The sequence below is a fragment of the Taibaiella soli genome (genome assembly GCF_003236175.1).
Taxonomy (GTDB): Bacteria; Bacteroidota; Bacteroidia; order Chitinophagales; family Chitinophagaceae; genus QKTW01.
Window position 1 is genome coordinate 284,903 of sequence record NZ_QKTW01000022.1, and the last position, 20,476, is coordinate 305,378.

Here is a 20,476-nt window from a genome sequence, read left to right on the forward strand (position 1 = left end):
AGCGCAAATGTTTTTGAGTTTGGAGCGTAAGCCATTTATATACGGAGCCGTTGTGTTTGTTCTCTTGCTGGGTTTGATACAAGTGCCTACCTGGCAGGAGTACCGGATGCAGCAGGAAAAAGAGCACCAGGTATTATTACGTGAATTAAGCAGCACTAAGACACGCTTTCTTGATTTGCTTTATAACGATGTGGCTGCGGCAAACACACTGGCTATTCTCTCAAAAGAATATGATGTAAGCCACGATTTCGACAGCATCGCACGGCAAATACTTTGCCAGAGCAAATACGCGTCCGCTATTCAGATAAACTGGAACGGAATAATCAAAAACGTGTATCCGCTGGCCGGGTATGAGCATACGATCGGTTTAAATACACACCGGGATTCGTTACGACTTTCTGAAGAAAACAGAGCGCTTGAAAAAGGAGATGTGTTTTTTGCAGGTCCGAGAGCTTTGCGAAGCGGTGGTGAGGGCATTCTAGGTAAAGTGCCAATAATTGTAGATGGTAAGCTGAAAGGTATTGTGGTTATTCTTACAGAAATGAATATGGTTCGCAAGGCCCTTGATGTGGACGGCGCGGACAGCGAGTTTACTTACCTTCTATCAAAAAATATAGGCGCTGACACTACTGTTTACTCTTTGTCGGAAGCCAAACCCGGAGCTCGTTTTGAAACAATTTCCGTGCAAATACCGCAGGGCGACTGGACATTGTCAGTGTCTTACAGCAGCCTTCATCATGCTGCCGGATTTCCGTTTGTGTTGTCTTTGTTGGGCGGAATGCTTGCATTTTTGGGCGGATACCTGACGTTCCGAAAAATCAGAGAACCTTATTTGCTTAATAAGATCATTGAGCTAAAAACCAAAACGCTTTCAGAAAGTGAACAGAAATTTCGCAATCTGGTAGAGCGGTCATTGGTTGGCGTGTACATCGCGCAGGGCGAAAAATTTGTTTACGTAAACCCAAGGTTCGCAGAGATTCAGGATACAATACCAGAGGCACTGATTGGCCAAAGCATATATAGCATTCTTCATCCTGAGGATGTAGCGATTGTCGGAAATAGTGTTCGCCAGCGAGCAGAAAACGAATTAGATACCGTTCACTACGAAACAAGGAGCATTACACAGAAGAACCGTGCCATATGGATGGAAATCTATGGTACGACAACGATCTACGATGGAGCGCCGGCAATCATCGGCACTGCTTTAGATATCACCGAACGTAAAGAATTCGTTGAAGCGCTTGAAAGAAGAGAATCTGAATTACAGGCATTCTTCAATAACATCGAAGGGGCTGCCTGCATGCTTGATGACCAGAAAAAGTATGTAATCTTTAATGAACGTTTTATTGCTGATCATAGTCTGTTGACGAATGAGCCGCCTGAAAAGGGCATGGAAGTGTATGATCTTTTTCCCGCGGAAATTATGGAAACGCGTCGCAGCCTGATTGACAGGGTGATCCGTGATGGGAGAAAAGAAACGGTGGAGGCAATGTATCTGAAAGGCGAACGAAAGATTTATTACCGGACTTCGTTTAACCCGATAATCGCCAACGGAAAAGTAACCGGCGTTGCCACTTATTCTTTCGATTTAACGCCGGTAAAAGAAGCGGAGTCAGAAATACTGCGGGTTAATCGGCTCTATCAGTTTATCAGCAGCATCAATGAATCTGTTTTAAAACTTCAAACCCAGGAGGAAATTTTTACCAAAGCTTGTGAGATTGCCGTTGAAGTTGGCAAATTTCAAATGGCGTGGATCGGAACCTATGAAAAATCCAATGATCTGATCGTTCCGGTTGCATGGGCCGGAGCTGAAGACGGTTTTCTAACCGCCATCGGGGCTGAAGCGTATAAGGCGTCCACTTCTTCTATCCCGTCCGCCAGAGCCATTCGCAATAGCAATCATTTTTACTATAATGATATTGCCAATTCACCAGACATTCCGGAAAGGATAAAAAAGGAAATGCTCAGGCGTAATTATCGCTCCGGACTTTCTTTCCCGATTTTCGTGAATTCGGAAATCGTTGGCGCCTTTATTTTGTTGATGTCTGAACCATTCTTTTTTAACGAAGAGGAAGTAAAGCTGCTTCGGGAAGTAACAGATAATATCACCTTCGGGCTAGACCGGCTCAGGATTGTGGAACTCCAGCAAAAAGAAATTGCAGACCGTAAAATGGCTGAAGCTGAGCTGTTGAAATCGCAGGCAAATATGAGATCTATTCTGGGGAATACAGAGGTAGGTTTCTTGCTGTTGGATATAAACTATCATTTAATCGCTACCAATAAGAAGTTTGATGAAGGATTTGCGAAAGCGATGGGAGTGCAATTTAAAGTGAACATCAGCTACCTGGATCAAATTCATGAACAGCGACGGAGTGTTGTTTCACGTTTTTTTGAAACAGTAAAAAATAACCGTAAACCTGCGGAATGGGAAACCGGGGTTGAAGGTCCTGCAGGTGTGTTTTATTTCAGTATTAGTTTAATGCCGGTTATAAGTGAAGATGAAGTGATTGGATTTAACATGTCTGCGACCGACATTACAGCACGAAAAGCGCTGGAAATAGAGCGGGAGCGAATGACCGCTGATCTTGTGCAACGTAATAAAGATCTGGAGCAGTTCGCCTATATAGTCTCTCATAATCTGCGCGCGCCTGTGGCCAATATTTTGGGCATTTCTGCTTTACTGCAGGATGATTCGCTCAGCGCAGAAGAGCAGTCTGAACTGAACGCCGGTTTATATACTTCGGTCAGCAAGCTGGATACCGTAGTCGGCGACCTTAACGCCATTTTGCAGATTCGTCGTGAAATAAGCGAGGTAAAAGAAGACATTGGTTTGGCTGCATTGGTTGCCAGCATAAAGGAAAATCTCAGGCAACTGATTGCACAAAACGTAGCAACAATTGAATGCGATTTTACCGCCGTGGAGTGTTTTTACAGCGTGAAAAGTTATATCCATAGCATTTTTTATCACCTGATTATTAACGGCATTAAATACCGGAAGCAAAATGCACCTTGTGTGATTTTTATTGAAAGCAGAAAAGAAGACAACAAACTGGTTTTATTGTTCAGAGACAATGGGACCGGTATTGATCTTGAAAAACATGGTGACAAGATATTTGGTCTGTACAAGCGATTCCATAACCATATTGAAGGTAAAGGGATGGGACTTTACATCGTGAAAACTCAGGTAGAAACGCTGGGCGGCACTATTTCAATAGATAGCAAAACCGGTTTAGGAACTGAATTTAAAATAAAATTTGAGCTATGAACACCCCTGATAACTTTATAATTGTCGATGACGATCCAATCAGTAATATGATTTGTAAGACCGTTATTAAGAAGGCGATTCCGAAAGCAATGATTACAAGTTTTACTGAGCCGGAGAAAGCGCTCGATTATTTAATGAATGAATTGTCTGGAAATCGTGTGACGTTGTTGCTGGACATCAATATGCCCACAATGACCGGTTGGGATTTCCTGGATTCATTTGTTCATTTGAATGATGCTATAAAAAAGAACATCTCTGTCTGCATACTTTCGTCTTCCGTTGATTCACGTGATAAGGAACGGGCGGCGTCCAATAAACTCATCAAGGGGTTTTTATCTAAACCATTGACTGCAGAAATGATTGTGTCTTTAATGGCGCGGCAGTTATCAGCGTAAGGAAATATTAATGGAGGCTAATCGTCCTTCTGTCGGGGATTTTTACTAGGTTGCCGACCGAATTGAAGCATCATGAAAGCGTTTGTCGAGTCTAAAATCAAAATAAACCTTGCCCGAGATTGCGATTTCGAGCGTATATTTTCAATCTGGCTCGATGGCATTGGCAATTCATTTGATGATCGGGAGCTAAGCATTGAAACGTTAAAGGAACGTTTTTGGACTAATTTCAGTCAACGGAAGGGGATTTTCAATTTTTGGGTGGCTATAGATGAACAGGAGCAGATTCTTGGCTGGCAATCTTTAATCCGGGTATCAAATAATCCATTCCTGTACGATAAACACGCGGAGAGCAGTACTTATATTTCCAGAAGTAACCGTCAGGACGGAATTGGGGAGCGGTTGCTGGATTTTGTGATCAAAGAGGCTGAAAAAAGCGAGCTTGAATATGTAGTTGGTTACATTTCCGTAAAAAACGACTCTGCTCTGAAAATTATAGAAAGAACAGGATGGCAGGTTGTGGGGCAAATGCCGGCTTCTCTGAAAGGCAAGAGCAAAATTGAAAAATATTTCATTGTACGCCCTGTATAACGGTGTTTAGCCATCGCCGATTAGATTACACATTTATTTTAAATTTGGCAGGTATTTTCGTATCTTTGCATCCTCGGCGCCTGCCATTGCTCTCTGATTTGTCTCAGTTTATTCTTATTCTTCTCAGTCTTCGCGTTTCAGTCGCCAGTTGTTTTGGGTGTATTTCTGCTGAACTTTCTTTTGAAGTGTTCTAAATCGTTCAGTAACATCTCATAACAGAGGATATAATAACATTTGCTGCTCATTATGTCCTTGGAAGACAGTTGAAAAACTGTTCCATACCTATTCAGTAACAAGCAACACTTAAAAAGCAAGAAAGCTTTCTAAACAAAACAGTAGTTTAATAATTGCGTGGAGCAGCTGCAATCGTTTGACTACATCTTTTAAACAAAAAATATGGCAGGAACGTTCGCAAAAAAAGAACTAGAACAGAAAAAAGCAAAAGCCCGTAAAGAAAAGGCTGAAAGAAAAGAACAGCGCAAGCTGAACAACAACAAGGGGAAGAGCCTTGATGACATGATGGTTTATCTCGATGAAAATGGCAATTTTACATCGACACCACCAGATCCACGCAGAAAAGTGGAAATTAACCTCGAAGATATCGTGCTGGGTGCCGCGCCGCAAGGCAAGGAATTTGATATCGAAAGAATTGGATTCGTGACTTTCTTTGATGAAACAAAAGGGTACGGATTCATTAGTGACAATCTGAGTAAGGACAATGTATTCGTCCACAGTAGTGCCGCTTCACAACCTTTGAAAAAAGGTAACAAAGTGAGCTACGAAAGAGAACGAGGCCCGAAAGGTTTTGTCGCAGTTAATGTAAAAGTCCTTCGCTAAAAGAATAATTCGCAGATTTTTCGGCGCGCATAAAAACTGCCGGTTGATATGATGATCAACCGGCAGCGAAAAATGCGGCAATCCATTACAAGGCGTCTGCCTCAGGCATTCCTTGTATAGATATGCATCCCGGCGGTGGGTTCCGCTGCTGGATCAGGCATCGTGATGATGGTAACTGCAATTGTAATTGCTATACAAGCGCACCGTAATGCTGTAAAAACCACAGCATCAGTCCCTTCTTCTTTTAATCTATAGTAACAAACATTTCCATTTTATTGGTCGTTCAGGTATAAGCAAAATTTTTGCAGTTGTGCCTGTGACGTATCGTGCATTCAACATTCAGCACGGAAATGTATTTTCTATTATAACGGATGTGCAAATAAAAACTGCGTCCGGCCAAATCAGGCCGGACGCAGTTTTTATTATGAAAGTAAATATGGTTATTTCTTTACAATGTTTCTGGCGATGTTGATACCTGGTGATTGTATCTGCAGGATATACATTCCGGTTGGGAGGTTATCCAGGTTATCGATAGAAACGTTGTTCGCACCAATTTCGAAAGTTTGGCTGGCATTATAAACTGGCTTCCCTTGTACATCGAACAGTCTGATATAACCAGTTTCTCTTTGTGCAGCGTTAACCTGAACGTTGAGCGTAGCATTGAATGGATTTGGACTTGCAACGACAGACTGATAAACATCTGATGTCTGCATGCTCACTTTTACTACAGGGCTATATTGCGTTTTCTGATCATAGTCAACAGTTTTAAGACGGTAGAAGTTTGCGCCATTATTTGGGTTCGCGTCGGTAAAAGAATACTGATATTGTTGATCTGTGTTGTGCTGGCTGGTAACTGTGCCGATAGATTCGAAGTTTTGTCCGTCGTTGCTTCTTTCAATAGAGAAATAGCTAGTGTTTTCCTCTCTGTAAGTAAGCCAGTCGAGTTGCACATCGGTATTTTTTGCAGTTCCGGTAAATGATACGAGTGTCAGCGGTAATGGATTGATGACAGACACCGTAAAGTGTGCCGGTACCTCGCTGTAGAATCCTGCATCAGATACAGTAACGTCAAAAACACGATTGCCTACTGCGGGTGATGTAGCTGTATTGTTGTATTGTATTGCATCGAGCAGTGCTTCTGCCTGTACCATTGGAATAGTAGTGCTGCTGTTTTTGGTGAAAACCAGTGAGCGTTCGCCGCCAGTTACTTTTGCAGCTACTTTGTAGGTAACGCCACCCAGAACTATATTCGGAATGCTTGCTCCGTCTGTAAAATTCAAAGCAATCGGACTTCCGCTGGTTGCGCCGTTAATTTTCAGTTGTTCAGAACCACCATTTAATAACTCTGCAGTGGTTACAGAAATCGTCATATTGTCGAGCGTTGTTCCGGTAGATGGCGTAGTGCTTTGCGGCGGGATATTTGAACCTCCTGTGGTAAACGAAACTGCATTGTTTGAGAAAGTTGCTGTATTATCATAACCGGTTGTGTTTGTATTTAAATCTACAATCGGCGGTGTCAGTGTATTTGGTGTAACAGACCAGTTAGGACCTACAGAAAAGTCGATGAAGAAATAAGCTGCGCCGCTTCCTTCCGCGCCTACAGATACAGTGAAAGTGCTCATGTTATCATAGCTGAGTCTCGCACGTGTATTGTCAGCCGTTGCATTCGTGCTATTGCTGTCAATGGTAGATCTGAAATGAGTCATGCCTGTAGTGCTGTTGTAAGAAGTAGCAATAGTGGTAGTCTTACCCAGCTCTGCTTTTGTGAAGCCTGAAAAGTCGTTGTACTGGTTAGAACCGTTGCCACCGTTACCATCAATATCATACGTGTTTAATATTACGTGCTGCAGGTTAACGAGTGTTCCTGTTTTAGTAGTGGTGCTGTAAGTACCGTGTTTGATGAATTCAAAACTGAATTTCGCAGATCCGCCGCCAGAATTCATATTGAACTGAGGTGAAAAAAAGCGATCGTCATTGTTGGTGTAGCCGGTACCTGTTCCTGTTTTGTCGAAAGTGCTGATTGTGCCGTTGGTCAGAGACAGCGTGTGCACAACTACGTCCATTGCCTGGCCGCTAACTGTGATTACATTCTGGTACAGTACTACGTCTCCAACAGATGTGCCTGTGCCTACTTTGTTGGAGATAGTAACGCCGGTTCCACCCATGCTTACGCGTTGGTAGTTGACGTCATAATTAGTTTGAGCTTTTGCAAAAGTTGAGGTTGCTGCGAGTAATGTGATTGCTCCGAATTTTTTTAAGTTGAGCAGTTTGGTGTTAAGCTTCATTTCTTAAGTGGTTGGTGTAATAATTGAGTAGAAATCTTTCGTTATATATTAAAATGATTAATTGTAGTTATACTACAATCGCTTGTTAAATGCTTTCAGTTACTTTCTTTCGTTTGTGTTAATTGCTTGGTAGCGAGGGCAAAAGTAGATCGCTTTGAAGACCATACACATTTATTTTGAGCACTTAACCATTCATTTACAAACGGTTAACCTTTCAAAGGCAATTTTAACAGAATGTATTTCGAATAAATTTTATGTGTTTTTTTATCATGAATTTGGCCAGAAGCTGAAAAGAGAATCGGAGGCGGCAATAAAAAAAATGGGAAAGACTGAGGTTTATATTATGCTAATCGGAGTGCTGCCGTTAACAAGTGCGACGCAACTCAGGCCTAATCGGAGTGGGATTGCTGGCGGCCACTAGTAATTTATAAACCAAAACTCTTAAATCCGCGCGTGTTTTTTTGAAGGCTTAGTTTGTTTTTAATGTGATTTTTTGCGCCTTAGATTTGAAAGAGACTTGCAGAGAACATACCAATTTGCTTCAAAATCTTATGTTTATTTTGTCGGTAAAGCTGGCTAATGAAAAATAAACTTGCGGTTGTCTTTTGTATGCTGATGTCGCTCAACACGGCGTTTGCTCAGGACGGACAATATATTCTGGTATTATCAAAAGGCGAAAAGAAAATGTGGGTTTTGGATTATGGCTCGCTGGATACTGTACAGAAAGTTCCGGTGGGGGAGGATCCTCATGAAATTATATTGTCTCCGGATCAGCATACTGCTTATGTTTCCAATGCTGTGATTGCCGGAACCGGACATATCATAAATGTCATTGACCTGAAGACTTTCACTCCTGATCATGATATTGATACTAAACCTTTTTTAGTGCCGCACGGCATGGTTTATCGTAACGATACGCTCTGGTATACGGCGCAGGGGGCTAAATGTATCGTGGCTTATGATCTAAAGCTGAATAAGACTGTGCAAGTGTTAGGGACAGGTCAGGATTTTACACATTTGCTGTATCTCACGCCAGACGGAAATACCTTCTATGCTACCAATGTGGAGTCTGGAACAATCAGTGTGTACGAGCGGAAGATGTATCCGCCTTACATGCCACCAACCGGTGTGTTACCAGTTAATGCCAAAGAGCGGCTGGAATGGCGGCAGACATTGATTAATGTGGGCGTCGGTGCTGAAGGTTTTGACGTTACTGCGGATGGAAAAGAGTTGTGGACAGCGCGCCCTGATGGATATATTATTATCGTTGACCTCCAAAAGAAAAAAATCAAAGCAAAAATCAATACAAATATTCAGGGGTTGCATCGTATTAAATTAACACCCGACGGGAAGACGGCCTGCGTGGTAAGTGTGAAAACCGGCGATCTTTTGTATTATAATGTGGCGACACATCAATTGGAACAAAAAATGAATATTGGCCGCGGTGCCGGCATTTATATGGACAAAAAAGCGAACAGGATGTTTATTGCCTGTACACCGGATAACTATGTTTCGGTAATTGATCTTGTCACGAGAAAAGAAATTAAGAAGATCATCGTTAGTCGTCCGGATGGAATAATCGGTGTGAACTAGAACATTGCGCTGTAAGGATAGTTCGTCCAAATAAAAGGTTGTTTCAGGCATCAAACAACCTTTTATTTAGCAATGTTGAAGATCAGCGATCAGCCATTACTGCATATTCCGGGTCTTCTATCAGGTTAACATCGATAACAGATTCTGCATTCTTCAACAGCGTTCTGCAATCAGGACTCAGATGACGGAGGTGTAATTTCTTTCCGGCTTTTTCGTAACGTTCGGTCAGTTTGCTCAATGCTTCGATGGCACTCATATCGGTAACGCGGCTTTCTTTGAAATCAATAATTACTTCGGCAGGATCATTCTGAATATCAAATTTGTCAGTGAATGTCCGCACGGAACCGAAAAATAGCGGACCATAAATTTCGTAGTGTTTCACGCCATTTTCATCAGTATATTTTCTGGCACGAATGCGTTTGGCACTTTCCCAGGCAAAGACCAGCGCAGATATAATCACGCCGATCAGTACCGCCAATGCGAGGTTGTGTAACCAAACGGTAATAGCTGCAACCAGTATGCCCACGATCACATCATGACGCGGCATCTTGTTGACGATGCGCAGACTGATCCATTCGAACGTTCCGATAGCAACCATAATCATCACGCCCGTCAAAGCAGCCATTGGTACTTTTTCGATAATCGGTGCACCGAAGAGAATAATAATAAGAATCATAATGGATGCGATAATGCCAGAGAGTCTTGCTCTGGAACCCGCAGACAGATTGACGAATGACTGTGCAATCATCGCGCAGCCACCCATACCTGTGAAGAAGCCATTGACGATATTGGCGGTTCCCTGTGCCATACATTCTTTATTACCCCGGCCACGAGTGCCGGTTATTTCATCTACCACATTTAATGTAAGCAGACTCTCTACCAGTCCTACGCCGCCCATTACCAGCGAGTAGGGGAAAATGACTTTGAGTGTATCTAAATTAAATGGCACTGAAGGAATATGAAAAGATGGAAATCCACCGCTCACAGATGCAATGTCCTTCACTGTTTTGGTATCAATGCCGAAGCCTAATACGATCAGGAATACGACTATGATTGCTACCAGTGAGGCCGGTATTGCTTTTGTGATTTTGGGAAATACCATTACGATCAATATCGTTAACAGTGTAAGTCCGAGCATTGTCCAGAGTGCGGTGCCGCTCAGCCATTCTGTTCCGCCCGCAGTAGTGATTTTAAATTGCTGAATCTGCGCCATAAAAATGATAATTGCCAGCCCATTTACAAAACCATACATCACTGATTGTGGTACCAAACGAATGAATTTTCCTAATCGGAACACGCCTACCAATATTTGTAGTGCGCCAGCCAAAGCGACTGCAGCAAAAACATATTCTACGCCATGTGATTGCATCAATGCAATAAGCGTCACTACCGTAGCGCCTGCACCACCAGAAACCATGCCGGGTCTGCCGCCTAAAACAGCAGTGATTAAACCCATCATGAATGCAGCATAAAGACCGGTAAGCGGAGAAAGGCCAGCGAGAATTGCGAATGACAGAGATTCGGGAATCATGGTCATCGCGACTGTAAAGCCAGCCAGGACTTCGTTTTTGTAATTGACTTTTTGTTTGAAATCAAAAAAATTAAGATAAGCCTTCATTGTGGGGCAAAGGTAGCTAACTGTTTACAGTGGACAATCGACAGTTGACAATGCCCAAGCCTATTTATGCCGCTTTCTTTTTGGGATAACGATCAATTTACCCATTGATGACAGAATTTCTCTACTGTAATTGTTAGCTTTGTCAAAACATACCAGTTAGTATCTTTTTTATGTCGAAAGGAAATGCCACACGACTGGCAATATTGAATAAAGCATTTGAGCTGATATATAAAAATGGTTATCAGGCTACGAGTATTGATGAAATAATTGCCACGACACATGTAACAAAGGGGGCGTTCTTTTACCATTTTAAGAACAAGGAGGATATGGGGCTGGCTTTGATTAACGAAGTGATGCAACCCGGTATGATTCCTTATATGACGCATGCATTGCAACAATCCGCTGATTTTAAAACGGGTGTTTATGAGATGATGAAGAACTTATTGCTGAAAGCACCATTTTTCAATGTCGATTATGGTTGTCCGGCGGTAAACCTGATCGATGAAATGTCGCCAGTAAATGAGTTGTTTAAAACAGCGTTGATGAATCTGGTGCGTGAATGGCAGTCGGCAATTGAAGCAGCATTTATCAAAGCACAAAGGGCGGGGCAGTTTCAGAAAAAGCATGATCCAAAGCAGGTGGCTTTGTACATCACGGCCAATTATGGTGGCGTGCGTAATATGGGTAAAGTATTTGGCAAGGATGCTTACACGATGTTTTTGAAGCAATTCAAAAATTACCTGGACAGTCTCGAGTAGTTTTTTTTGCTTTCAAAACATACCAATTAGTACTTTTTGCTTTTCTTTTTTTAATCTATAACATACAATGAGAATGATTGTTATTATCGCTGTTATCCTGATTGCGCTGTATGCGGCATACAAAATTTACAGTACCAATAAGGTAGATAAGCAACTGGATGGACTATTGAAACAAAAACATGTAATTCTCGATGTGCGCACTCCCGGCGAGTTTTCTGGTGGTCATATTGAAGGTGCCGTCAATATTCCGTTATCGCAATTGCGAACCGTTGAGATGCCAATGGATAAAAATGCAGTAATTATTACCTGCTGTTCGCATGGATTGCGCAGCGTGAAAGCGGTTGAAATTTTAAAAAACAGAGGTTTCGTCAATGCGCATAATGGTGGAGCATGGAGCGAGTTGGAGAAACATCTTAAATAGATGCCAGAGACAGGAGGAGCGCCGCAAAATTCTTTTCCATAAACAATAGAGCCGTTTGAACAATTCAAACGGCTCTATTGTTTATCATTTATAAATCAATGTTAGCTTCTAGTAATTGCGTCTTTCGCAATCACGGTCCAATCATTTGCGCCGTGACCTTTTTCAATCCAACGGTCCATTTCCGCAGCTACCGACGGAATAACGTTCAGTGGCACATTGCCTTTCTCTGCTTCGGCCATCATCAAACCGGCATCTTTACGTGCCATATTCAATTCCCAGGACGGATTTTCGAAATTGCCGGCGGTCATACGTGCCAGACGGTTCGGCAGCATTGCACCCGGATTCCACGTGTCAAAGAGGTTTTTGATATCATCAACAGAGATATCCAGTGCTTTCGCCAGCGATAAAGTATCTGTGATGCCAGCTGTAAACGTGATCAGGAACAGGTTGCCGATCAATTTGATGCCAGCAGCTTTTCCTTCTGTTGTACCAAAGTTCATTACTTTGCCAGTCATCTTTGCCAGTGCCGGCTCTACTTTAGCAATCACATTCTGGTCGCCTGAAACCAGCATTGTACCTGTACTTTCCAATGCATTCTGCGGACCCATGAATACAGGTGCGTGGAGGTAGGTGAAGCCTTCTGCTTTCCAATCTGCCGTACGCTGAATGGCACCTTCAACAGATGTCGTTGTGTGATCGATGATCATCGCGCCAGGTTTCAGTGCAGATTTTGCAGCTGCCAGGACTTCATTTACAGCTGCGTCATCTTTTACAACAATATGAACGACGTCAGCATCTTTTACCGCGTCGGTAATATTGGCAAATGCTTTGGCACCATATTGTTCCATTGCAGTAGCGCGAGCGGTTGTACGGTTCCATACATTTACCTGCTCGCCTTTATTGATCATTGCTCTGACGAAATTGGAGCCTAACAGGCCCATCCCTAAAAATGCAATCATTGTGTTTCTGTTTTGATAAAGGTAAGTAGAAAGTCAAAAGCGCAATCGTGAATGATCAATCAATGTCGTTTCCTTAAACGCTCTGAAGACAAATATCTTTGATTTGGCGACTGGTTTTTCATTTTGCTGTAGCATCACTCTTCTCCTACTTTTTTTATGCCAAAAAAAGTAGGCAAAAAAGGGCAGCCTAAGCCAGATCACTCCGTGGCTTAGGCGATCGCTCGATTAAGCAGCGCGCTACTGTGCTGCCAAGCTAATAGCCTTGAAAAATAGGCCATGTTTTTAGCGAACATTTTCTTAAGGAAATGACAGTGAATGGTCAATGGTGAAATACAAAGCTGAATTGCGTTTATTCTTTAGAGGATAGGGTATTCCCGCGATTTTTTACCGTTTTAGACGGATTTGTACCATTCGCGAAAGCAGGATCTTGGTAGCTTTGGTATGATATTGTTGCGCAATAACAGAGCGGCCGCCAGAAATTGCTGCGCAGAAACTGCAATTCTTTTTCAGATAAAAACATATTAACATGACTGAGGCAAATCATTATGATGTAATTATTGTTGGTGGCAGTTATGCGGGTCTTTCTGCCGCGATGGCATTGGGGCGTTCGCTTAGAAAAGTGCTGATTATCGACGGGGGTATGCCTTGCAACCGGCAAACGCCGCATTCTCATAATTTTATTACGCAGGACGGAAAAACACCCAAAGAAATTTCTTTGCTGGCACGGGAAGAGGTGCTGCGTTATCCAACGGTAAAGCTTATAAATGATACCGCACTCAGCGGACGTAAGCTGGATAAGGGTTTTGAAATCGTTGTGCAGTCAGGTGAGGCTTTCTCTTCGGATAAATTGATTTTCGCCACCGGTATTAAAGATATTATGCCGGGGATTCCGGGTTTTTCGGAAAGCTGGGGCATCACCGCAGTGCACTGCCCGTATTGTCATGGCTATGAAATCAAGGAACAGCCCACAGCTATACTTGCCAACGGTGGCATTGCATTTGATTATGCCAAGGTGATTTTTAACCTTACTAAAGATCTGACGATCCTGACAAATGGCCCGTCGGTATTCACTGTCGAACAAATAGAAATATTAAAGAGCCGGGGAATTAGAATCAACGAAACGGAAATTGATCGCTTGCAACATACTGATGGCAATATTCAAAAAATCATTTTTAAAGATGGTAATCAACTGGAGATAAAGGCGATTTATCATAAGCCAGCTTTTGAACAGCATTCGGATATCCCGGTGGCGTTGGGATGTGGTGTAACCGAGCATGGGTATATCATTACCGATGAAATGCAGAAAACATGGGTTCCCGGTGTTTTTGCCTGCGGCGATAATACCAGTATGATGCGCTCAGTCGCCAATGCGGTAAATACAGGGCAAATGGCAGGCGCAGTTGCGAATAAAGAGTTGGTCGACGAACGGTTTTAATCAGTTGGCAATTGCCCATTGTAAACCTAGAGCAGGTCCTGCTGGTTGGCAACCATGATTAGTTCAGCTACATTTTTCACTTCGAATTTCTGAATCAGATTTTTTCGATGGGTATCAACTGTGAGCGGACTCAAAAACAATTCATCGGCGATTGTCTGACTGGTTTTGCCTTCGGCAATCAATTGTAAAATTTGTTTTTCTCTGCGCGTGAGTTTGGGTATGCCGCGCAGTTCGCTTGGAGAAGGGTGGCTGATAATCTCGTTCACTTCCTTGCTATAGGCGATTTTTCCCTGCAAGGCCTCATAGATGCAATGGCGCAATTCTTCGAGCGAACTATTCTTTAGCAGATAACCACTCGCACCGTTTTGTATGGATTGCATAATGATACTGCGTTCCGTACGATTGCTGAGCATGAGAATAACGGTACTTACTGATTGTCGTTTAATCAGGCGACATAGTTCCAAGCCATTCATATCAGGTAGACTGATGTCAAGTAATACAAGGTCTACCTGATTTATTTTTAAGTAAGAAAGAATATCTGCGCCGGTGCAAAACCCACCGACCACCTGCAGGTTGGTTTCATTTTGCAGCAGCATTTTTAATCCTTCGATGACAATCGGATGATCGTCTACGAGCGCGGTGATCAGTTTATCCGTTGGCATTTGTATTTAATTCAATGTTGATTGTTGTTCCTTCATTTCTGGTGGATAGAATTTCAAATTTTCCTTTCAGAAACTCAATCCGGTTTTTGAGATTATCAAGTCCCATTCCTTTTTTATCCGTTAGAGTGGCAATATCAAAACCGACACCGTCATCTTCTACCGTGATAAAAAACTGACCATTGTTTTGACTGCATTGTAATACAATATTCGCGGCTCCGGAATGCTTGATGGCATTGGAAAGCAGCTCTTGAACAATGCGGTAGATATTTAACTGAACTGATAATGCAATTCCGGGTTCAATGCTGAAGGGTTGGAATTCGATGTACAAATCATCGCGGTTATAAAAAGCGCAGAGATCTTTCAATGCCACTTCCAGTCCAAATTTGAGCAATGTTTCCGGCATCATGTTCCTGGCAATTCTGCGCAGTTCTCCAACCGAACTGTCGAGTTGACGAATGATGCGGTTGAGATCGCCATCATGCATGATATCAGTGTTGTTATTTGCCCAGCCAGATAACCCCATTTTTACCCCAGCCAGCATGCCGCCGAGACCGTCGTGCAGATCGCGGGCCACACGTTCACGTTCCTGTTCTTCGCCGTCCAGCATAGCTTTCGTGATCTTGAGCTGATGTTTTTGTTCCAGATCTTTCAACTCCTGCTGATAATTGATTTCTTTCTGCGTTGCCAGTTTTTTATTGTTGCGGGCACTTACCGCAATGGCGCCGGAAATAATGAGCAACGTGAGGCAACCCAATCCCAGCGCCCATTTATACAGTTGATCATTTTTAGATTTTAATGCGGCTTCGTTATTCTGAGATTGCAGAATGTCGATCTTGTGTTGTTTTTCAGACGCATTATACCTGGCTTCCAGTTCACTGATTTTTACTTTCGTCTGATTATTTTGAATACTATCCGTTGCGGCGCGGTATTTGCTGAGCCAGCTGTAGGCCTCTTTATAATCGTGCAGCGCTTCATTCGTTTTTGCCATCTCCGAATAGATCGTTGCGCGGTCGTTGATATTCGCCATCAGCTGTCCTTCATTGATAACTGCGTTCAGTACTTCTTTAGCTTTTGCATATTGCTCGCTGATCGAATAAATATTGTACTTGCGAAAATAAAATTGCTGGTAGATCTGCGTCTGATTGTACTTTTTCGCCAATACAGTCCCTTTGTCAACTGCAGTAAGTGCTTTGTCGAAATCTTGTTTTCCTGTGTAGTAAAGCGCTTCGTTGTAATAATAGAGCGGATAGTTGGCAGACTCCGGAAACGGCTCCAGTAATGCTTTTGCTTTGTCGAGCAATATTTTTGCCGGATCAGATTTTGCCTGATACATATAAATGCTCACACCGCCGAGATACGCAAACAGCAGAGTTGAGGACGTAGAATGCGTATTTTCCAGCAGCGAAATCGCTTTGTTGTTGTATTCTTCTGCTTTTGCAAATTGGTAATTGCTCATAAAAAGCGTTGCCAGCTGCGAGTAATAGTGTGCCAGCATTGCGCTATCGCCCGATGCGGTAACGATCGGTAAGGAACGGTTCAGAATTATGTCAACGACAAATTCATAGCCCTTCTCATTTTTATTCATCAGCGCGTAGTCAAACCAGGAAGAGGCTCGCGCCGAAGCTGCTGCTTTATCATGAAAGGAGGAGAGCAGTTCAGCGGCTTTCAGGAAAGACACTGAAGCCTTTGCTGTATTCCAGTTGTAATAATATTGACCTTCATAAAAATGATATAGCGCTTTTAAATAGGGATAATTTTGAGACAGCTGTTGCCCTTGCGTCAAATAGGTTTTGCTTTTCGCCGTGTCCTTAAACTTATAGTATTCCGACAGCAGATAATTTGCCATTGCTTTACTGCTGTCCGATGTTTTACTTTGAAGTATGTTGCCTAAGCTGTCGGTAAAATGCTGTTCATCGAGCGGTAATTGTTGCTGTGAAAATCCTTTGCACGAAAATAAAATATACAAGAGCGTTAATAATAAATAGCTCATGTATGTTGGACGTCCTTTATGTAATAGTTTGTTTGGAAAGCTCATGTATGGCTGGTCTTCAGTGATTGCGTCTGCGAATATCAGATGAAAAATCTACACAAAATGCAGGGGTGTTTCCACCATTTAAAAAATACCTAGAAATCAGTAAAAATAAAGCGCAGATGTTCGGTATTTATTGTTTTTCGGGGCGCAGGTAGTTTTGTGGCGGAAATAAAACATTCGATTATGAAAACGTCCGTTATTAAATTTTTCACCGGCAGAACATTTTTTGCATTTTTAGGTATTCTGTTTGTTACGAGTTTTGCAGCTTGTAAAAAAAGTGATAATAATAGTCCTGCTACACCTTCTGGCAAAAGCGCGAAGTTTACATTTACCGTTAGCGGCATTACCAACTCCGATTATGTTTCGTTTGTGGCTGCGGGTAGTACGGGTACTTTAAATTCCAACACGGCATGGAAAGTAAATGGTGTGACGAGAAGCAATGAGGAAGCAATCAGTTTTGGAAACAATGATTTTGCAAACGGTACAGCAACTTATGTGATTGAAACCGCTACGCCATTGTTGGCAATGAGTATCGGCATTCAGTGTCTGGCAACGAGCACGCACAGTTACACAATCAGCTACAAGGCGGAGGTGAACGGCGAAGTAAAACAAAACGAACAGAACGTTACGGTTAGTAATACACAAGACTACACGAGGAATTTCTCGTACTAGAGAATTCACGCAATGAAAACTGGAATGAAAAACGCAAGCGTGAGCGCTTGCGTTTTTTATATTTTGGTAGCCGGCTTCGCAACTCCGGTGGGACCTGAGTTGCGTCGCATTACGTTCATCAGCAGTGCTACTATTAAAGTCGTTTATTGCTTGGCAGACTAAATGTATTGGCCCCATCGATATTTCATCTTTCACTTTTCTCACTGTTGAGCGAAGTCTCTGACTTCGTTCCAGTGGCCCCGGTTTCATGACCGGTGAAAAAAATGAATATACTGCGGTCCGGAGACCGCATCCGGTTGAACGAAGTCAGAGACTCCGCTCGGCAGTGTTGCGTAGCATTACGTTCATCGGTGGTGCTACTATGAAGCAAATAGCCTTTTGATACGAAGAAATCAGCAATCAGGAAATCAGACATCAGCGATTCTTTGTCAATACACCGTAAAGATTGCCTGTCCTATTCTTCCGCTACCATTCGTCATTACAAAGAAATAAACCCCTGTATTCAATTGATCTATATTCAGCGAAATGGTGTTTGTACCCGCATTTAGCAACTGAGTTTGCAGCATCACTTCGTGCCCCGACGCATCGTATATTTTTATAGTAGCGGTGGCTGCGGCATCAAGATTTATACTTGTGTTGATCGTATGCATCGCCGGATTCGGGTAGAGCAGCAGTTTTTCGGTATGCGCAAATAGTGGCTGATTTACAGCGGTTGGTGGTGGAGTTGTGCCAATAGTTTTCTTAATCCAGATAGGTGAAGTCCAGATAATATCACCATCCGTTTGTGTGATTTTTGCGAAATAATAAAACGAATCGGCAACGTTGATACTATGGGTATAGCTAAGCGTATTGCTGCCTGTTGTTGTGGTTAGTATAGTAGGTACTGCACCTGAACGTGCCTTGCCATAGTACAGTTCAATCTTCTGCGTCGGATCTGATCCGCCCGAAGCATTGCCGGGATCGCTAATAGAAACGCTGATTTGCGGATTGGCGTTGATCGTATCGATGGTGCCCATCAGACGATTATTAACCGTAAATGTTACCTCTGCATCCCAATCGTCAGACGCATAAAAATGACGATCGCGATACGCTTTCATAATGCTGTCGCGGTTTAGCGCCTGTGCTATAATTACAGTGCGGGAACAGTTGGTGCGGCCGAATGTGGTGTTGTGATTGTCATGGTCGATCGTTGGGCCGAGATGAAATCCTTTTGATAATGCCAGGAAATACTTGCTTTGGTAAAGAGTTGCCGGCGCATCGGAATAATTCGTTGTGGTAGAAAAAGCGCTGCCGCTTCTGATTGCACAACCCACCACCGCGCTATCAGCACTTATATTATAATTGTGTTCCAGCAGGCTGTCGTAGTCGGTACTCTGCGGATGCGCGAGTGTGGCAAATGCGCCCGCATGCTGGTTGATCAGCGTCCAGAGTGTCTGGTAGTTGTACTCACTGTTGTAAAACGTATAATTGTTGCCTGTTCCCCAGCCGCCACTGCCTGATTCCCAGCCTATCAGACCCGGCATTCCGTATATGATCACGTGACCGCCGTTGTTAATAACGCCGTATTCCATGCCAAACATGCTGACGAAAGTTCCGTTGTGGTTGGCCGTGTCGGCCTGATAAGACCCATTGGCATAATCGGCCACATGCATCCCCGGATTATGGGTTGATGTAAAATGGTTGTGCTCTGCCACACCCAGAAAATCCATGTGGTAGGACTGTTTGGCGTATTGGTAAGCGGTTGCCGGTGTGGCATTCAGATTATCTTGCGTTCCGTCTGAGTAAGCTGTATGTGAATGAATGTTACCGAAGTAAAAATGATATTGAGCAGTCGCCGTCATCGACAGGAGGCATGCAATGAGAAAGGAAAAGAGCGTTTTGTTCACGCTGCAAAGCTAAAACGCCCTTCTATGGCCAATATTAAGCTTGTGATAAGTAATTGTTATCTCTGAAGTCCGGTCCTTAAAGTTGACATCTTGCTCATGATGTTTTACGATTTGGCTTCAGAACTGAGGATCTTGAAATTTGAACTTATTTTCTAAACGGAAAGAAGTTTTGCCTTTTCAATTTAAAAAATCACTGATCAATATCGCTGCTGCCTCTGGCGAACGTCCGTAACTACCTGTAGTGCATGCCTCGCCAATAAAAGCACCGTGCACACCGGGCAATACTACAAATGTGGAGCCAGCAATAAGACGGTGTAGATTCAGCAGATGATCTACTTTTACCACGTCCTGATCTGCGGCCATAATCAGTGCTTTTGCTTTGATAGATGAAATTTCGGCGTCGTCCATGTCTTTGAAATTTACCATGCGGTCGCGGTCTTTTTCAAACATCGTTTGCAATCCGGTCTGACTTGGCGTTACATCAAGGTATCCTTGTTGAAGAGGGGCGGGCATGTCTTTAATGGTGGCGTATTTCATGCCTTCCAGCATGCCGTCGGGCATGCCATCACGTCGGTAGTTGGCCGACATTACAACGATTTTATTTACAAGCTCAGGATGATGAATCGCAATATGAAGGGTAGTAGTGCCGCCGTTACTGAATCCGCAGAAATCCGCTTTTTCGACACCGAGATATTTCAGCAAGCCTACTACATCAGCCATGTCCTGCATAAACGATTCCGGCGCATCACGATCGTTTGTACGGCCATGTGCCTGCAATTCCATCGCAATTACCTTCCGGTCTTTTGCCAGCAAAGGCAAGAGTTTTGAAAAGCAGGTAATGATCGTGGAACCGCCGCCGTGGATCAATACCAAAGGCATATTTCCTTCGCCGTGGATTTCATAGTACATATTCAGTCCGTTGACCGGTGCGTAGCCTGTTTTCATTTTTTTATGGTTATTTGGTCAACTAAGTTAAATAGTTAATGGGTTAAATCAGTCGCTACGAATTAACCATTTACCCAAGTCACGACGAATTAACCATTTGCCCAATTAACCATTTACCCAATTAT

General features: G+C 43.0%; 16 protein-coding genes. 9 read left to right on the forward strand and 7 right to left on the reverse strand.

Annotation, left to right across the window (positions count from 1 at the left end):
• The first annotated feature begins 52 nt into the window (after positions 1 to 52).
• The 4 genes from DN068_RS17065 to DN068_RS17080 all read left to right on the forward strand — a co-directional run bounded on the left by DN068_RS17065 (position 53) and on the right by DN068_RS17080 (position 5,085).
• Complete coding sequence (locus DN068_RS17065; protein ID WP_165836434.1) at positions 53 to 3,265, forward strand: PAS domain S-box protein; 3,213 nt, start codon at positions 53 to 55, stop codon at positions 3,263 to 3,265.
• Complete coding sequence (locus DN068_RS17070; protein ID WP_111000145.1) at positions 3,262 to 3,660, forward strand: response regulator; 399 nt, start codon at positions 3,262 to 3,264, stop codon at positions 3,658 to 3,660. The genes DN068_RS17065 and DN068_RS17070 overlap by 4 nt, the downstream gene beginning before the upstream one ends.
• A gap of 72 nt (positions 3,661 to 3,732) precedes the next feature.
• A complete protein-coding gene (locus DN068_RS17075) occupies positions 3,733 to 4,248 on the forward strand; it encodes a GNAT family N-acetyltransferase (RefSeq protein ID WP_111000146.1) in 516 nt (171 codons plus the stop codon).
• Between the two features lie 396 nt (positions 4,249 to 4,644).
• Positions 4,645 to 5,085: a cold-shock protein gene (locus tag DN068_RS17080; RefSeq protein WP_111000147.1), complete on the forward strand. Its 441-nt coding sequence runs from the start codon at positions 4,645 to 4,647 to the stop codon at positions 5,083 to 5,085.
• A 440-nt stretch (positions 5,086 to 5,525) separates the two neighbouring features.
• Here DN068_RS17080 and DN068_RS17085 read toward each other — a convergent pair whose 3' ends face one another.
• Positions 5,526 to 7,370, reverse strand: a complete 1,845-nt coding sequence (locus tag DN068_RS17085) for a T9SS type A sorting domain-containing protein (protein WP_111000148.1) — start codon at positions 7,368 to 7,370, stop codon at positions 5,526 to 5,528.
• Positions 7,371 to 7,949: 579 nt separating this feature from the next.
• On the opposite strand from DN068_RS17085, the gene DN068_RS17095 reads away from it, so the two are divergent.
• Positions 7,950 to 8,963, forward strand: coding sequence for a YncE family protein (locus DN068_RS17095; protein ID WP_111000150.1), 1,014 nt, complete (start codon positions 7,950 to 7,952; stop codon positions 8,961 to 8,963).
• Between the two features lie 82 nt (positions 8,964 to 9,045).
• Here the strand turns inward: DN068_RS17095 and DN068_RS17100 are convergent, their stop codons facing one another.
• A complete protein-coding gene (locus DN068_RS17100; protein ID WP_111000151.1) occupies positions 9,046 to 10,581 on the reverse strand; it encodes a SulP family inorganic anion transporter in 1,536 nt (511 codons plus the stop codon).
• A 170-nt stretch (positions 10,582 to 10,751) separates the two neighbouring features.
• On the opposite strand from DN068_RS17100, the gene DN068_RS17105 reads away from it, so the two are divergent.
• Entirely contained in the window at positions 10,752 to 11,339 is a 588-nt protein-coding gene (locus DN068_RS17105) for a TetR/AcrR family transcriptional regulator (protein WP_111000152.1), read from the forward strand.
• Positions 11,340 to 11,412: 73 nt separating this feature from the next.
• Positions 11,413 to 11,760, forward strand: coding sequence for a rhodanese-like domain-containing protein (locus DN068_RS17110; protein WP_207798998.1), 348 nt, complete (start codon positions 11,413 to 11,415; stop codon positions 11,758 to 11,760).
• A 101-nt stretch (positions 11,761 to 11,861) separates the two neighbouring features.
• On the opposite strand, the gene DN068_RS17115 is transcribed toward DN068_RS17110, so the two are convergent.
• Positions 11,862 to 12,719, reverse strand: coding sequence for an NAD(P)-dependent oxidoreductase (locus tag DN068_RS17115; protein WP_111000154.1), 858 nt, complete (start codon positions 12,717 to 12,719; stop codon positions 11,862 to 11,864).
• A gap of 526 nt (positions 12,720 to 13,245) precedes the next feature.
• Here DN068_RS17115 and DN068_RS17120 point away from each other — a divergent pair.
• Positions 13,246 to 14,154 (forward strand): NAD(P)/FAD-dependent oxidoreductase, encoded by a 909-nt coding sequence (locus DN068_RS17120; RefSeq protein ID WP_111000155.1) that lies wholly within the window; start codon positions 13,246 to 13,248, stop codon positions 14,152 to 14,154.
• A gap of 26 nt (positions 14,155 to 14,180) precedes the next feature.
• On the opposite strand, the gene DN068_RS17125 is transcribed toward DN068_RS17120, so the two are convergent.
• Positions 14,181 to 14,816 carry a response regulator gene (locus DN068_RS17125; protein WP_111000156.1) on the reverse strand — a complete coding sequence of 212 codons (636 nt, stop codon included), beginning with the start codon at positions 14,814 to 14,816 and terminating at the stop codon, positions 14,181 to 14,183.
• The gene (locus tag DN068_RS17130) at positions 14,803 to 16,806 is read right to left on the reverse strand and encodes a tetratricopeptide repeat-containing sensor histidine kinase (protein WP_207799000.1); all 2,004 of its coding nucleotides are present in this window, start codon (positions 16,804 to 16,806) and stop codon (positions 14,803 to 14,805) included. Before DN068_RS17130 ends, DN068_RS17125 begins: the two co-directional genes overlap by 14 nt.
• Before the next feature lie 225 nt (positions 16,807 to 17,031).
• Here DN068_RS17130 and DN068_RS17135 point away from each other — a divergent pair, with 225 nt between their 5' ends.
• The gene (locus DN068_RS17135; protein WP_111000158.1) at positions 17,032 to 17,520 is read left to right on the forward strand and encodes a hypothetical protein; all 489 of its coding nucleotides are present in this window, start codon (positions 17,032 to 17,034) and stop codon (positions 17,518 to 17,520) included.
• 428 nt (positions 17,521 to 17,948) lie between these two features.
• Here the strand turns inward: DN068_RS17135 and DN068_RS17145 are convergent, their stop codons facing one another.
• Both DN068_RS17145 and DN068_RS17150 read right to left on the reverse strand, forming a co-directional pair.
• A complete protein-coding gene (locus DN068_RS17145) occupies positions 17,949 to 19,406 on the reverse strand; it encodes a T9SS type A sorting domain-containing protein (RefSeq protein ID WP_123985390.1) in 1,458 nt (485 codons plus the stop codon).
• 177 nt (positions 19,407 to 19,583) lie between these two features.
• Positions 19,584 to 20,351 carry an alpha/beta fold hydrolase gene (locus DN068_RS17150; RefSeq protein ID WP_111000161.1) on the reverse strand — a complete coding sequence of 256 codons (768 nt, stop codon included), beginning with the start codon at positions 20,349 to 20,351 and terminating at the stop codon, positions 19,584 to 19,586.
• Positions 20,352 to 20,476: the final 125 nt, after the last annotated feature.